Consider the following 13,122-nt stretch of genomic DNA (forward strand, 5'->3'; position numbering starts at 1 on the left):
AATCTCATGACCAGCTAGCTCTGGTTTCCGTCATGCTCGGGTCAAGCCCGAGCATGACGCGCTTCCTCGACGCGTCCGCGCTACGCCACAGAAAGACTGACCACCATGGCTGACCGGCTGAAGGGCAAGATCGCCATCGTCTTCGGCGCCGGCTCCTCCGGCCCCGGTTGGGGCAATGGCAAGGCCGCCGCTGTCACCTACGCCCGCGAGGGCGCCGGCGTCGCCTGCGTCGACCTGAACCGCGAAGCCGCCGAAGAGACGGCAAGCATCATCGCCGGTGAAGGCGGCAAGGCGCTGGCGCTCGCAGCCGACGTCACGAAGCTCGCCTCGGTCGAAGCCTGCGTCGCCGACGCGGCGCGCCATTTCGGCCGCATCGACATCCTGCACAACAATGTCGGCGTCACCCATATGGGTGGGCCGGTCGAACTGTCCGAGGAGCAGTTCAACGCCTCGCTGCAGCTCAATCTCGGCTCGGTCTATCGCTGCGCCAAGGCCGTGATCCCGCAGATGCTGAAGGGCGGCGGCGGCGCCATCGTCAACATCTCCTCGCTCGCCGCCATCCGCTGGACCGGCTATCCCTACTTCGCCTACTACGCCACCAAGGCGGCGGTGAACCAGGCGACCGTCGCGCTGGCGATGCAGTATGCCCGGCAGAACATCCGCGCCAACTGCATCATGCCCGGCCTGATCGACACCCCGCTGATCTACAAGCAGATCTCCTCGCAATACGCCTCGGTCGAGGAGATGGTCGCCGCCCGCGACGCGCAGGTGCCGATGGGCAAGATGGGCACGGCCTGGGACATCGCCAACGCCGCCGTCTTCCTCGCCTCCGATGAGGCGAAGTTCATCACCGGTGTCTGCCTGCCGGTCGATGGCGGCCAGAGCTGCACCGCCGGCCTGCCGGGCTGACTCGCGGCGTCATTCTCAGGCGAAGCGAAGCGGAAACCCGAGAATCTCATGCCGAAGAAGCGGCCGGAGCCTCTTTCGGCAGGAGATGCTCGGGTCAAGCCCGAGCATGACAGCCTCTCCCCCGTCGATTGTTCATTCCCCCATTGGAACGCTTGCTCCATTTCCGCTTCGCTGCCAGAACTGTCGCAACAGGGACGGCAACGGAAACCCAAGAATGAGCGAAACCGCCGTTGCGGAACTGCCGCGCGATTTCGACGGCCTGCGCACGCTGATTCTCGCCCAGCGCGAGAGCCTGCCCAAGCGCATCGCCCAGATCGCAGCCTATTCGCTCGACAATCCCGACGAGATCGCCTTCGGCACCGCCGCCAGCATCGCCGTCTCGGCCGGCGTCCAGCCCTCGACGCTGATCCGCTTCGCCCAGCATCTCGGCTTCGATGGCTTCACCAGCCTGCAGGGCGTCTTCCGCGAGCGGCTGCGCGAGCGCAATTCGAGCTATGAGGAGCGCCTCAGCACGCTGCGGACCGGCGAAGGCGCTGCCGGTAACCACCACATTCTCGACGGCTTTCTCACCGCCTCGCGCAAGTCGCTCGACGTGATGAGCCGCAGCCTCGACGACGCGACGCTCGACCGCGCGATCACGATGCTGGCGGGGGCCGAGACCATCTATATCCTCGCCCGCCGCCGCTCATACCCCATCGCGAGCTATCTCGCCTATGCGCTCGGCAAGCTCGGCGTCCGCTATCAGCTGGTCGAATCGGCGGCCGGGCTCGACCCCGAGATGATCGCCTTCGCCTCGCCGAAGGATGCCGTGCTCGTCGTCAGCTTCTCGCCCTATGCGCAGGCCACCGTCGAGGACGCTCGCGGCCTCGCCGAACGCGGAGTCCCGCTGGTCGCCATCACCGATAGCGCGTTTTCCCCGCTTGCGAGCTTCGCCAGCCTCTGGTTCGAGGTCGCCGAGGCCGATTTCGGCGGCTTCCGCACGCTCTCCTCGACCATGGCACTGGCGATGGCGCTCTCCGTCGGCATCGGCGAGGCCCGCCGCATCGGCCGCAAGGGTCGCCGGCGCGGGCAAGCTTGACGTCTGAGGAACATCTATTCCGCATTGACGAAATAATGGAATTATTATTTCATGCCGGCAGCAAGGGCCGTTCGGCCTCAACGAGCATCGCAGCCGGGAGGATGATATGACGGGACCGCTCGGCGGATCGGCGCAGGCGCTCGACGTCATCACCATCGGCCGCGCTTCGGTCGACCTCTACGGCCAGCAGATCGGCTCGCGGCTGGAGGATGTCACCAGCTTCGCCAAGTCCGTCGGGGGCTGCCCGGCGAACATCGCCATCGGCACCGCGCGGCTCGGCCTGCGTTCGGCCTTGCTAACCCGCGTCGGCAACGAGCAGTTCGGCCGCTTCCTGCGCGAGCAGCTCGGCCGCGAAGGCGTCAATCTGGACGGGCTCAAGACCGACCCCGAGCGACTGACCGCGCTCGCCATCCTCTCGGTCGAGAGCGACACATCCTTCCCGCTGCTGTTCTACCGCGAGAACTGCGCCGACATGGCGCTGGAGGAGGGCGACATCGACCCCGCCTTCATCGCCAAGGCCCGCGCCGTCGTCGTCACCGGCACGCATTTCGCCCGGCCGAAGCCGGAGGCCGCCCAGCGCAAGGCGATGAAGCTGATGCACGCGAACGGCGGCAAGGTCGTGCTCGACATCGACTATCGCCCCAATCTCTGGGGCCTCGCCGGCCATGACGCGGGCGACAACCGCTACATCGCTTCGCAGGCGGTGTCCGAGCGGATGAAGACCGTCCTGCCCGGCTGCGACCTCATCATCGGCACGGAAGAAGAGGTGCTGATCGCGTCCGGCGAAAGCGAGCTGCTGCCGGCGCTGAAGACCATTCGCGCGCTGACGCCTGCGACCATCGTGCTCAAGCGCGGCCCGATGGGCTGCATCGTCTATGACGGCGCGATCCCGGACGATCTGGAAGACGGTATCGTCGGCAAGGGTTTCCCGATCGAGGTCTATAATGTGCTCGGCGCGGGCGATGCCTTCATGTCCGGCTTCCTGCGCGGTTGGCTCGGCGGCGAAAGCCTGCAGACGGCTGCGACCTGGGCCAATGCCTGCGGCGCCTTCGCGGTCTCGCGCCTGCTCTGCTCGCCGGAAAGCCCGACCTTCGAGGAACTGCAATATTTCCTGAAGAACGGCAGCCCGCACCGCGCCCTGCGCAAGGACGAGGACATCAACCACATCCATTGGGCCACGACGCGCCGTCGCGACATCCCCTCGCTGATGGCGCTGGCCTGCGACCATCGCTCCCAGCTCGAGGAGCTGGCGGCGAAGGCCGGGACCGATCCCGCCCGTATCCGCGACTTCAAGGTGCTCGCGGTCAAGGCCGCCGCGCGCGTCGCCAATGGCCGGCCCGGCTACGGCATGCTGCTCGACGAAAAGCATGGCCGCGAGGCGATGTTCGAGTTCGCCCGCCATCCTTTCGCCTGGCTCGGCCGGCCGGTCGAACTGCCGGGCTCACGCCCGCTGCGCTTCGAGATGAGCCAGGATATCGGCTCGGCCCTGCCGGAATGGCCGGTGGAGCACTGCATCAAATGCCTGTGCTTCTATCATCCGGACGACGCTCTGGAACTGAAGCAGACCCAGCAGGACAAGCTGCGCGGCCTGTTCGAGGCGGCGCGCAAGGTCGGGCGCGAACTCCTGATCGAGATCATTGCCGGCAAGAACGGCCCGCTCGGCCCCGACACCATCTCCCGCGCGCTGGAGGAGATCTACGCGCTCGGCATCAAGCCCGACTGGTGGAAGCTCGAGCCGCAATCCTCACCTGCTGCCTGGGCGGCCATCGAGCAGACCATCGCGAAGCACGACCCCTGGTGCCGCGGCGTCCTCCTGCTCGGCCTCGACGCGCCGGTCGAGGAGCTGGAAGCCGGCTTTGCCGCCACGGCCAATGCGCCCATCGTCAAGGGTTTCGCAGTCGGCCGCACCATCTTCATGTCGGCAGCCGAGGGCTGGCTTTCGGGCCAGCTGGATGACGAGGCTGCCATCGCCGACATGGCCAGGCGCTTCGGCGCGTTGACCGACCTCTGGCTTGCCACGCGCGGCCGCAAGGCGGCATAGCTTTCATGCGATCGGCCCACCCACGCGGGTCATCCCGGCCAAGCCGCGCGAGCGGCGCCGAGCCGGGATCCATGCCTGAACGGTTCCGGCATGGATCCGGGGTCTCGCTTCCCTCGCCCGGGATGACTTCATCATTCGTTGCGGAAAGTCGGAATCCGAAATGACTGGCACCATCCGCCTCACCATGGCGCAGGCCCTGACGCGCTACCTCGCCGCGCAGATGACCGAGATCGACGGAGAGCGTCTCCCGATCTTCGGCGGCGTCTGGGCGATCTTCGGCCATGGCAACGTCGCGGGCCTCGGCGAGGCGCTCTGGCACGAGCGCGAGCGCCTGCCGACCTTCCGCGCCCATAACGAGCAGGCCATGGCCCATGCCGCCATCGCCTACGCCAAGGCGAACATGCGCCGCCGCTTCATGGCCGCGACCACCTCGATCGGCCCCGGCGCGACCAACCTCGTCACCGCTGCGGCGCTGGCCCATGTCAACCGCCTGCCGGTGCTGCTGCTGCCGGGCGACGTCTTCGCCAACCGCATTCCCGATCCCGTCCTCCAGCAGGTCGAGGCTTTCGGCGACGGCACCGTCTCGGCGAATGACTGCTTTAAGCCCGTCTCGCGCTATTTCGACCGCATCACCCGGCCCGGGCAGATCATCCCGGCGCTCGCCCGCGCCATGCAGGTGCTGACCGACCCCGCCGAATGCGGCCCTGTGACGCTCGCGCTCTGCCAGGACGTTCAGGCCGAGGCCTATGATTACCCCGAGAGCTTCTTCACTGAACGCCTCTGGACGCCGCGTCGTCCGCGCGCCGACCGCGCCGAGCTGAAGGCCGCCGCCGAGGCCCTGAAGGCCGCAAGGAAGCCATTGATCGTCGCTGGCGGCGGCGTGCTCTATTCCGGCGCCTCCGACGATCTCGCCCGCTTCTCGGCCGCGACGGGCATTCCCGTCTGCGAGACGCAAGGGGGCAAGTCCTCCCTGCCGGACGACAACCCGCTGAACATGGCGGCCGTCGGCGTCACCGGCACCGCGGCCGCCAACCGTCTCGCCGCCGAGGCCGACCTCATCCTCGCGGTCGGCTCACGCCTGCAGGATTTCACCACCGGCTCTTGGGCACTGTTCGGCGCCCCGCAGAAGACGATCATCGGCCTCAACGTTCAGGCTTTCGATGCCGGCAAGCACCGGGCCCTGCCGCTCGTCGCCGACGCGCGCGAAGGTCTTGCCGAACTGGCTGAGGCCATCGCCGGCTGGAAGGCCCCGGAAAGCTGGACCGCCGACGCCAAGGCCGGCAAGGCCGACTGGCGCAGGGAAGCGGATCAGGTCACGGCCGCCACCAACGCCGCCCTGCCCTCGGACGCGCAGGTCATCGGCGCGGTTCAACGCAGTCTCGGCTCGGATATCATTCTGCTGCATGCGGCAGGCGGTCTGCCGGGCGAGTTGCACAAGCTCTGGCAGGCCGGCCCGCCCGGTTCCTGTCACGGCGAATACGGCTTCTCCTGCATGGGCTACGAGATCGCCGGCGGGCTCGGCGCCAAGATGGCGAAACCGGAGAAGGAAATCGTCGTCATGGTCGGCGACGGCTCCTATCTCATGCTCAATTCCGAGATCGCGACCTCGGTGATGCTGGGCCTGAAGCTCACCATCGTCCTGCTCGACAATCGCGGCTACGGCTGCATCAATCGCCTCCAGAACGCCACCGGCAGCGCCTCCTTCAACAACCTGCTGAAGGATGCCCGCCACGAGATGCTGCCCGAGATCGACTTCGTCGCCCATGCCGCGAGCCTCGGCGCCATCGCGACCAAGGCGGCGTCGATTGCCGAGCTGGAGACCGCGCTGGCGCAGGCCAAGGCCAACACCCGCACCACGGTCGTCGTCATCGACACCGACCCGCTGATCTCGACCGGCGCCGGCGGCGCCTGGTGGGACGTGGCGGTGCCCGAGGTCAGCGCGCGCGCGGAAGTCCGGGCGGCGCGAGCCAACTATGAAACCCGCGTGAAGCGGCAGCACATCGGCGACTGAACCCGCCTATCGGAAAGACGAAAGACATGATCCGCATCGGCGCGAACCCCATCGGCTGGTCGAATGACGACATGCTGGAGATCGGCGGCGACATCCCGCTCGAAACCTGCCTGAACGAGGCGCGAGAAGCCGGCTTCACCGGCATGGAGCTCGGCAACAAGTTTCCGCGCGAGGCCGGCAAGCTGAAGCCGATCCTGGACGCTCACGGCCACGCCCTCGTCTCGGGCTGGTACTCGACCGAGCTGCTCGTCCGCGACGTCGCCGCCGAGATGGCGGCCGTCAAGGCTCACGCGACGCTGCTGCGCGACATGGGCTGCTCGGTCCTGATCGCGGCGGAGACGTCGAACGCGATCCATTCCGACATCACCAAGCCGCTTTCGGCGCGGCCGGTCCTGCCCAGGGCGAAATGGGACGATTTCGGCGCGGGCTACACCAACTTCGCCGAGGCGGTGAAGGCCGAGTACGGCCTGCAGCTCGTCTATCACCATCACATGGGCACGGTGGTGCAGACCGAGGCCGAGATCGATCGCTTCATGGGCGTCACCGGCCCGGCCGTCGGCCTTCTGCTCGACACCGGCCATGCCACCTGGGGCGGCGGCGACCCGGCCCGCATCGCCCGCCACTGGAAGGCACGCATCCACCATGTCCACTGCAAGGACATCCGCGAAGCCGTGATGTGGCGCTCCAACCGCGAGGACTGGTCCTTCCTCGAATCCGTGCTCGCCGGCGTCTATACCGTGCCGGGCGACGGCCTCATCGACTATGTCCGCGTGCTCAGGGAGCTTCAGGGCTACTCCGGCTGGATCGTGGTCGAGGCGGAGCAGGATCCGAAGAAGGCCGAGCCGGCGACCTATGCCAAGCTCGGCCATGCCAATCTGGCGCGCTTCATCAAGGAAGCGGGGCTGGCGTAAAGCAGCTTGCAAGCCCTCATCCTGAGGAGCGCTTCGTAAGAAGCGCATCTCGAAGGATGCTCCAGCTGGTTCCGGAGCCTCCTGGAGCATCCTTCGAGACGGCCCTGCGGGCCTCCTCAGGATGAGGGCTACGTTGATCTCCGGCGCGAGGAACGACCCATGTCCCATCTCAAGGTCAAGCCGACCGGCACGCAGGGCCGCGTCACCCATGTCACGCCGGAAAGCGCCGGCTGGACCTATGTCGGCTTCGATCTGCACCGGCTGAAGCCGGGCGAAACCGTCTCGGCCAGGACCGGCGACCGCGAGACCTGCCTCGTCTTCGTCACCGGCAAGGGCGAGGCCACGGCCGGCGGGCAAGGGCTCGGCGAACTCGGCGAGCGCATGACGCCGTTCGAGGGCAAGCCGTGGTCGGTCTATATTCCGCAGGATTCCGATTGGTCGGTCACCGCCACCACCGATCTCGAACTCGCGATCTGCAGCGCGCCGGGGCTCAACGGCGGTTTACCCGTGCGCGTCATCAAGCCCCGCGATCTCGGCCAGGAAATCCGTGGCAAGGGCTCGAACACGCGCCACGTCACCAACATCCTGCCCGAAGGCGAGCCGGCGGATTCCCTGCTGGTGGTCGAGGTCATCACGCCCGCCGGCAACACGTCGAGCTATCCGCCGCACAAGCATGACAGGGACGAGCTGCCGCAAGAGTCATACCTCGAAGAAACCTACTACCACCGCCTCAACCCGCCGCAGGGCTTCGGCTTCCAGCGCGTCTATACCGACGACCGCAGCCTCGACGAAGCGATGGCGATCGAGGATGGCGACGTCGTGCTGGTGCCGAAGGGCTATCACCCCTGCGCCACCTGCCATGGCTACGATCTCTATTATCTCAACGTCATGGCCGGGCCGAAGCGGACATGGAAGTTCCACAACGCCGCCGAGCATGAGTGGATGCTGAAGAGCTGAACCACCTGCCCTTCGGGCGCCGAGGTCAGGCCTGGGCGCCCGTGAGCAGTTCAGTCGGCATCCGTCTCATGGATTGCACTTGTAGACCGTGCCGGAGGTCTCCGGCCCCTTCCACTTGATGTCGGCGACAGTGGAGAAGACATGGGTTCCACCCATCTCCGCGCCCTTGATCTTCAGGCGGGTGATGATCGAATCGCGCGCCGTATCCGTCAGCAGCACCGAATGCAGATCGGACCTGCCGTCGATCTCGCCAAGCTTGGTGCAGTTCTCCACAACCCCCTTCGCATCGGTCACCACGACGATGCTGCTGCGCGAGGTGTGATAGGCGCAGGCCCCCAGCAACAAAGCCGGCACAAGAATGAAGAAACGCGGCATTGCCATGGTTCGGGCTGTCCTGATCGATTTGTGCCCCATGTTCAGCCGCTCCGCCATAAATGCAAGTCCGGGGATATGGAAGCGGCGTCTTGCCGCCCGGCAGGTTCGCCGCTGCTTTCCTGAGCCACTGATTGCTGCGGGATTGAATGAATTCGACCGCACGAACTTTAACGCAAAGCCCGCGTCATTCTTGACCTGCGATGGCGGCTGCATTTAAGTCGCGACAGGCCAATGGGAGGCTGAAAAAGGATAAACGATGCGTAGCATTTTGATTGTTGGCGCCATGGCCGCGCTCCTTGCCGGTTGCCAGACCGCGCAGGAGTCCCTGGCCGACGCTGAAGTCACCTGTGAGGCCCAGGGCTTCCGTCCGGGCACCCGTGCTTATCAGCAGTGCCGTTCGGCGAACTATGTCGAGAACCGCCGCGCCTCGAACGAAACCGGCAATGCCGTCGCAGCCGGCGTCGCGGCCGGTGTCATCGGGGGCGCCCTCGTTGCCGCCGACAACCGCTCCTATTACGGCCGCGGCTATTACGGACGCCGTGGCTACTGGTGGTGATAGGTGAGCGCATCCCATTAGGATGCGTCTCCCCATAGGATAATGAAAAGAAGGGCCCTGCGGCATGCCGCAGGGCCCTTCTTCTTAGGAGAGCTGGTTGCTTCAGCGCTTGGCAGCACGTCGCCGCGCCGGAGCCGGCTCCTTGGCCGCGCTCGAAGCCGACGTCAGAAGCGAGCCGATCACATAAACGGCAAGCCCCAGCCCGACCATGACGGCCATGGGCTCGCGCTCCGCGCGCTTCGCCAGCATGCGGCCGCCCATATCGGCATAGTCGCGCGCCCGCGCCGCGTAGTCGTTGGCGCGATCCGCATAATCGTCCGCGCTCTCGCGGCGGGCGCTCAGCCAGCTGCTGCCAGCCTTCAGGGCACGGTTGCCGGCGTCCGCAGCATCGGAGCCGTAGTCGTTGAGCCAGCTACGCATGCGGCCATAGTCCGGCTCGTAGCGCTCCCAGCGCGAGGAGGGCTGGCTGCGCAGCGTCGCCCAGGCAATCAGCCCGATGCTCACGGCACCCAGGCCGAGCGTCGCGAGCGGATGCCGCTCGACGGTGCGCACGACGGTGTCCCCGCCTTCTCGAACCGCCTCCATCGGATCGGCCTCGTCCCAGGCTTCCTTGGCTCGCTCATAGCCGTCCTTCACGGTCTCGCTCGCCTTGTCGGCCATATCGGCCGCCTTGCTGCGCAGCGACCGCACGGTCGTCTCGGCCTCGTCCTGGATCTCGTCGGCAGCGTTCTGAACATCGGGCGGGAATCTGTTGGTGATCGCCATGGCGGTTTCTCCGTTTCTGGAAGCGGGCATGTGCAATGAACGAGAGACTCCGGGCCTGTGTTCCCGCGACGGTCGAAAACGCTTGGGTCATCATTCTTCGCCTGTTCGGCCATAACCCGGTCATGTTTGGATGCGATCTATCGCGGAACAGGGGCATTCAACGAGAAGGAGACGCTTATGCACGTTCAGCACCTCCAGATCGCTCATCCTGCAGTTCTCTCGGATCCCGAATGGATCGCGCTGGAGAGCATCGAAGAACAGACCCAGCACTTCATCTTCGACGACACGATGCTGCTTGCCTTGCGGGATCGTGGGCTGGTCGAGTCGGACGGGATCGTCTGGCGCGTCACCCAGACCGGGCACAGGCGCCTCATCGAGCGCGATTGAGCCTCCGGCCGAAGGCCGGGTTCCGTTCCGTATCATCATCATTGTCGATCATCATGCCCGCCTCCCGGCGGGCTTTTCGACGGCGCTGGAAAAACTCCGGCGCCGTCGCCATGTCTGGGCCTCGTGCCATGTCCGGGCCTGGTTTCGCAGCTCGGCTCCGCTTTCCGATGAGGTTCCATGGGTAAACCCGTCTCCATCACCATCTCGCATGACCTCGGCCGCGTGGGCGCGCTCGATCGCCTGCGCAGCGGGCTAGATCGCATTCGCGACAAGCTCGGCATGGTCAGGATGCAGCTCGTCGAGGAGCGCTGGGACGGCGACAACCTGCATTTCGGCGTGGGCGCGCTCGGCCAGACCGTCCATGGCCGCATCGAGGTCGAGGACAGCCTGGTCCGCGTCGAGGTCACACTGCCCTGGATGCTGGCCGTCTTCGCCGAGAAGCTGAAGATCGGCGTCCAGAAGCAGGGCCAGATCCTCCTGGAAAAACCGAAGGCCTGAGCCGGTCGCCCTTGCGCCCGCCAGCAGGCGCGCACTCCGGAGATGGCTTCTGATAATTCGCGGCCGCGGCTCGCGGCCGCGGGCGGAAAATTCGGCAGCGCCGGCCTAAAAGACGTACGTCCTTAGGTTGAAATCGGCGGCTTCAAACCCCATGCTCCGAAGCGTTCCAGCATTTTCGATTACTTGACGTTTCGGACTCGGGAGACCCATGCATCACGGCCCGCTGATCGCCATCATCGTCGCGGGCCTCGGCCTTGCTTTCGTCTTCGGGGCTATCGCCCAAAAACTGCGGATTTCCCCCCTCGTCGGCTATCTCGTCGCCGGCGTCGCCGTCGGCCCCTTCACGCCGGGCTTCGTCGCCGACCAGAACCTCGCCAACGAGCTCGCCGAGATCGGCGTCATCCTGCTGATGTTCGGCGTCGGCCTGCATTTCTCCCTGAAGGACCTGCTCTCGGTGAAGGCGATTGCCGTGCCGGGCGCCGTCGTGCAGATCGGCATCGCGACGCTGCTCGGCCTCGGGCTCGGGACGCTGCTCGGCTGGAACTGGTTCTCCGGTGCGGTCTTCGGCCTGGCTCTTTCGACTGCATCGACCGTCGTTCTGCTCCGCGCCCTGCAGGAGCGGCGGCTGGTCCAGACCGAGCGTGGCCGCATCGCGGTCGGCTGGCTGATCGTCGAGGACATGGCGATGGTGCTCGCGCTGGTGCTGCTGCCGGTGCTGGCCGAGATCATCAACGGCGGCTCGCAGCCGGGCGCGAGCGCGCCGCTGGCGACCCGCTTCGACCTCGGCATCTGGGGCGTGCTCGGCCTGACCTTCGCCAAGCTGATCGGCTTCCTCGCCTTCATGCTCGTCGTCGGGCGGCGCGTCATTCCCTGGGTCCTGCACTGGGTCGCGCATACGGGCTCGCGCGAGCTCTTCCGCCTCGCCGTGCTCGCCGTGGCGCTCGGCGTCGCTTATCTGGCCGCGACCCTGTTCGGCGTCTCCTTCGCGCTCGGCGCCTTCTTCGCCGGCATGATCCTGTCGGAATCGCCGCTCTCGCAGCGCGCCGCCGAGGAGACCCTGCCGCTGCGGGACGCCTTCGCGGTGCTGTTCTTCGTCTCGGTCGGCATGCTCTTCGACCCCGGCATCATCCTGCGGGCGCCCGGCCCCCTAATCGCCACGCTCGCCATCATCCTGATCGGCAAATCCGTCGCCGCCTGGATGATCGTGCGCGCCTTCGGCCGCTCGAACGCGGTTGCGCTGACGATCTCGGCCTCGCTCGCCCAGATCGGCGAGTTCTCCTTCATCCTCGCCGGGCTCGGCAGCGCGCTCGGCATCCTGCCGGCACAGGGGCGCGATCTCATCCTGGCCGGCGCGATCCTGTCGATCCTGTTCAACCCGGTGATGTTCGCGATCGTTGAGCGCCTGGCCCCCGAGGCGCCGGTGGCGAAGCCGAAGCCAGCAGCCGCCCCCGCCGAAGCGGCGGAGCCCGAGCCAACTGCTTCCGAGGCCCAGCCGGAGGCGGCGCCCGAGCGGGACGTCACCCCGACCAGCCTCAAGGATCACATCGTCGTGGTCGGTTACGGCCGCGTCGGCAGCCTGCTCGGTGCCGGGCTGCTGGCCCAGGGCTCGAAGCTGCTGGTCATCGAGGACAATCCCGACGCAGTCGCGACGGCGAAGCGCGACGGCGCGGAGCTGCTCGTCGGCAATGCGGCCGATCCCGAGGTGCTGTCGGCCGCGGCGGTCGGGCGCGCCATCCGCCTCTTCGTCGCCATTCCCGGCAGCTTCGAGGCCGGCCAGGTCTGCGAGCAGGCCCGGGCGGAGAATCCGACGCTTCCGATCGTCGCCCGCGCCCATTCCGATGCCGAGGTCGCCCATCTCACCAAGTGCGGCGCGACGCTGACGATCATGGGCGAGGCCGAGATCGCCCGCGCCATGCTCGGACTCTGCCAGAACCTCGCGGGAGCGGCTCAGCCGGAAGCCTCACCGCCCGAGGCGAAGCCGGAAGACGCCAGGCCGGACGCAGCGGGCGGGCTCCACCTTGTGAAGCCCCGCGCCTCCGCGTCGGACGATTCGCCCGCCGACCCGTCGGCCGCGGCCTGAAAAAAGGGCGGGGGGCCATGCGCCCCGCCCTTTCGATGTCAGCGGCTTCGTCGAACCCGGCTCAGTCGACGAGGTCGAAGCGGACGTCCTGCACGCCTTCGTAGAGCGTCTTGCGGCCGAGCGTGTAGAGGTTCTCCAGCCCCGAAGTCAGGGTGATGAAGTGGTTGCCGGAGAGCACGCCAGCCTTGCTGGCGAACTGCACGCCGCCATAGGCCAACAAGATTTCGGTCTCGCTGACGCCGCCCGGATACAGGATGATGTGTCCGGGCGCCGGATAGGCCGTGTTGTTCTCGTAGCCGACGCCGAAATCGAGATCGCCGAGCGGCATCCAGACGCCTTCGCCACTCCAGCGCACATGCACCATCTTGCTGATGAACGGCATCTGCTTTTTGAAAGCGGCGCAGGTCTTCGGGGCGGCCTCCAGCTCGAACTTGGCATCGAACTTGAACGGCCCGGCAGTGACGATCAGCTTGCTCATGAAATCCCTGTCTTTCTGCAATGGGGTCCCGGACTCGGTGAATGCCATTCCGCTGCGCCCTCGCGCAAGAGTGGCT

13 protein-coding genes are annotated in these 13,122 nt (G+C 66.7%); 10 read left to right on the forward strand and 3 right to left on the reverse strand.

Going from position 1 to position 13,122, the window contains the following annotated elements; genetic code table 11:
- Positions 1 to 105: 105 nt before the first annotated feature.
- From NWE53_RS13870 to iolB, 6 genes are all read left to right on the forward strand, one after another.
- Positions 106 to 909 carry an SDR family NAD(P)-dependent oxidoreductase gene (locus NWE53_RS13870; protein ID WP_265049971.1) on the forward strand — a complete coding sequence of 268 codons (804 nt, stop codon included), beginning with the start codon at positions 106 to 108 and terminating at the stop codon, positions 907 to 909.
- Between the two features lie 214 nt (positions 910 to 1,123).
- Positions 1,124 to 1,987 (forward strand): MurR/RpiR family transcriptional regulator, encoded by an 864-nt coding sequence (locus NWE53_RS13875; protein ID WP_265049972.1) that lies wholly within the window; start codon positions 1,124 to 1,126, stop codon positions 1,985 to 1,987.
- Positions 1,988 to 2,093: 106 nt separating this feature from the next.
- Positions 2,094 to 4,028: a bifunctional 5-dehydro-2-deoxygluconokinase/5-dehydro-2-deoxyphosphogluconate aldolase gene (locus NWE53_RS13880; protein ID WP_265049973.1), complete on the forward strand. Its 1,935-nt coding sequence runs from the start codon at positions 2,094 to 2,096 to the stop codon at positions 4,026 to 4,028.
- Between the two features lie 160 nt (positions 4,029 to 4,188).
- Positions 4,189 to 6,039 (forward strand): 3D-(3,5/4)-trihydroxycyclohexane-1,2-dione acylhydrolase (decyclizing), encoded by a 1,851-nt coding sequence (gene iolD, locus NWE53_RS13885; RefSeq protein WP_265049974.1) that lies wholly within the window; start codon positions 4,189 to 4,191, stop codon positions 6,037 to 6,039.
- A gap of 26 nt (positions 6,040 to 6,065) precedes the next feature.
- On the forward strand, positions 6,066 to 6,950 hold the full coding sequence (gene iolE, locus NWE53_RS13890) for a myo-inosose-2 dehydratase (RefSeq protein ID WP_265049975.1): 885 nt from the start codon (positions 6,066 to 6,068) through the stop codon (positions 6,948 to 6,950).
- Between the two features lie 159 nt (positions 6,951 to 7,109).
- Positions 7,110 to 7,907, forward strand: coding sequence for a 5-deoxy-glucuronate isomerase (iolB, locus tag NWE53_RS13895; RefSeq protein WP_265049976.1), 798 nt, complete (start codon positions 7,110 to 7,112; stop codon positions 7,905 to 7,907).
- Positions 7,908 to 7,973: 66 nt separating this feature from the next.
- Here iolB and NWE53_RS13900 read toward each other — a convergent pair whose 3' ends face one another.
- Entirely contained in the window at positions 7,974 to 8,495 is a 522-nt protein-coding gene (locus NWE53_RS13900) for a DUF4156 domain-containing protein (protein WP_265049977.1), read from the reverse strand.
- Positions 8,496 to 8,538: 43 nt separating this feature from the next.
- Here NWE53_RS13900 and NWE53_RS13905 point away from each other — a divergent pair, with 43 nt between their 5' ends.
- On the forward strand, positions 8,539 to 8,838 hold the full coding sequence (locus NWE53_RS13905) for a hypothetical protein (RefSeq protein ID WP_265049978.1): 300 nt from the start codon (positions 8,539 to 8,541) through the stop codon (positions 8,836 to 8,838).
- 102 nt (positions 8,839 to 8,940) lie between these two features.
- Here NWE53_RS13905 and NWE53_RS13910 read toward each other — a convergent pair whose 3' ends face one another.
- The gene (locus tag NWE53_RS13910; protein WP_265049979.1) at positions 8,941 to 9,603 is read right to left on the reverse strand and encodes a hypothetical protein; all 663 of its coding nucleotides are present in this window, start codon (positions 9,601 to 9,603) and stop codon (positions 8,941 to 8,943) included.
- Between the two features lie 177 nt (positions 9,604 to 9,780).
- Between NWE53_RS13910 and NWE53_RS13915 the strand changes: the two genes are divergently transcribed.
- From NWE53_RS13915 to NWE53_RS13925, 3 genes are all read left to right on the forward strand, one after another.
- A complete protein-coding gene (locus NWE53_RS13915) occupies positions 9,781 to 9,990 on the forward strand; it encodes a hypothetical protein (RefSeq protein WP_265049980.1) in 210 nt (69 codons plus the stop codon).
- A gap of 177 nt (positions 9,991 to 10,167) precedes the next feature.
- Positions 10,168 to 10,488 carry a polyhydroxyalkanoic acid system family protein gene (locus NWE53_RS13920; protein ID WP_265049981.1) on the forward strand — a complete coding sequence of 107 codons (321 nt, stop codon included), beginning with the start codon at positions 10,168 to 10,170 and terminating at the stop codon, positions 10,486 to 10,488.
- A gap of 208 nt (positions 10,489 to 10,696) precedes the next feature.
- Positions 10,697 to 12,568, forward strand: a complete 1,872-nt coding sequence (locus NWE53_RS13925) for a cation:proton antiporter domain-containing protein (protein ID WP_265049982.1) — start codon at positions 10,697 to 10,699, stop codon at positions 12,566 to 12,568.
- Between the two features lie 61 nt (positions 12,569 to 12,629).
- Here the strand turns inward: NWE53_RS13925 and NWE53_RS13930 are convergent, their stop codons facing one another.
- Positions 12,630 to 13,046: a DUF3830 family protein gene (locus NWE53_RS13930; protein WP_047578809.1), complete on the reverse strand. Its 417-nt coding sequence runs from the start codon at positions 13,044 to 13,046 to the stop codon at positions 12,630 to 12,632.
- Between the last annotated feature and the right edge of the window lie 76 nt (positions 13,047 to 13,122).

Source organism: Bosea sp. NBC_00550 (genome assembly GCF_026020075.1).
GTDB lineage: Bacteria > Pseudomonadota > Alphaproteobacteria > Rhizobiales > Beijerinckiaceae > Allobosea.

What these genes read in the sequence shown, in the direction of transcription:
- NWE53_RS13870 (WP_265049971.1), top strand. Translation starts at nt 106, where the DNA reads ATGGCTGACCGGCTGAAGGGCAAGATCGCCATCGTCTTCGGCGCCGGC.
- NWE53_RS13875 (WP_265049972.1), top strand. Translation starts at nt 1,124, where the DNA reads ATGAGCGAAACCGCCGTTGCGGAACTGCCGCGCGATTTCGACGGCCTG.
- NWE53_RS13880 (WP_265049973.1), top strand. Translation starts at nt 2,094, where the DNA reads ATGACGGGACCGCTCGGCGGATCGGCGCAGGCGCTCGACGTCATCACC.
- iolD (WP_265049974.1), top strand. Translation starts at nt 4,189, where the DNA reads ATGACTGGCACCATCCGCCTCACCATGGCGCAGGCCCTGACGCGCTAC.
- iolE (WP_265049975.1), top strand. Translation starts at nt 6,066, where the DNA reads ATGATCCGCATCGGCGCGAACCCCATCGGCTGGTCGAATGACGACATG.
- iolB (WP_265049976.1), top strand. Translation starts at nt 7,110, where the DNA reads ATGTCCCATCTCAAGGTCAAGCCGACCGGCACGCAGGGCCGCGTCACC.
- NWE53_RS13900 (WP_265049977.1), bottom strand. Translation starts at nt 8,495, where the DNA reads ATGCAGCCGCCATCGCAGGTCAAGAATGACGCGGGCTTTGCGTTAAAG.
- NWE53_RS13905 (WP_265049978.1), top strand. Translation starts at nt 8,539, where the DNA reads ATGCGTAGCATTTTGATTGTTGGCGCCATGGCCGCGCTCCTTGCCGGT.
- NWE53_RS13910 (WP_265049979.1), bottom strand. Translation starts at nt 9,603, where the DNA reads ATGGCGATCACCAACAGATTCCCGCCCGATGTTCAGAACGCTGCCGAC.
- NWE53_RS13915 (WP_265049980.1), top strand. Translation starts at nt 9,781, where the DNA reads ATGCACGTTCAGCACCTCCAGATCGCTCATCCTGCAGTTCTCTCGGAT.
- NWE53_RS13920 (WP_265049981.1), top strand. Translation starts at nt 10,168, where the DNA reads ATGGGTAAACCCGTCTCCATCACCATCTCGCATGACCTCGGCCGCGTG.
- NWE53_RS13925 (WP_265049982.1), top strand. Translation starts at nt 10,697, where the DNA reads ATGCATCACGGCCCGCTGATCGCCATCATCGTCGCGGGCCTCGGCCTT.
- NWE53_RS13930 (WP_047578809.1), bottom strand. Translation starts at nt 13,046, where the DNA reads ATGAGCAAGCTGATCGTCACTGCCGGGCCGTTCAAGTTCGATGCCAAG.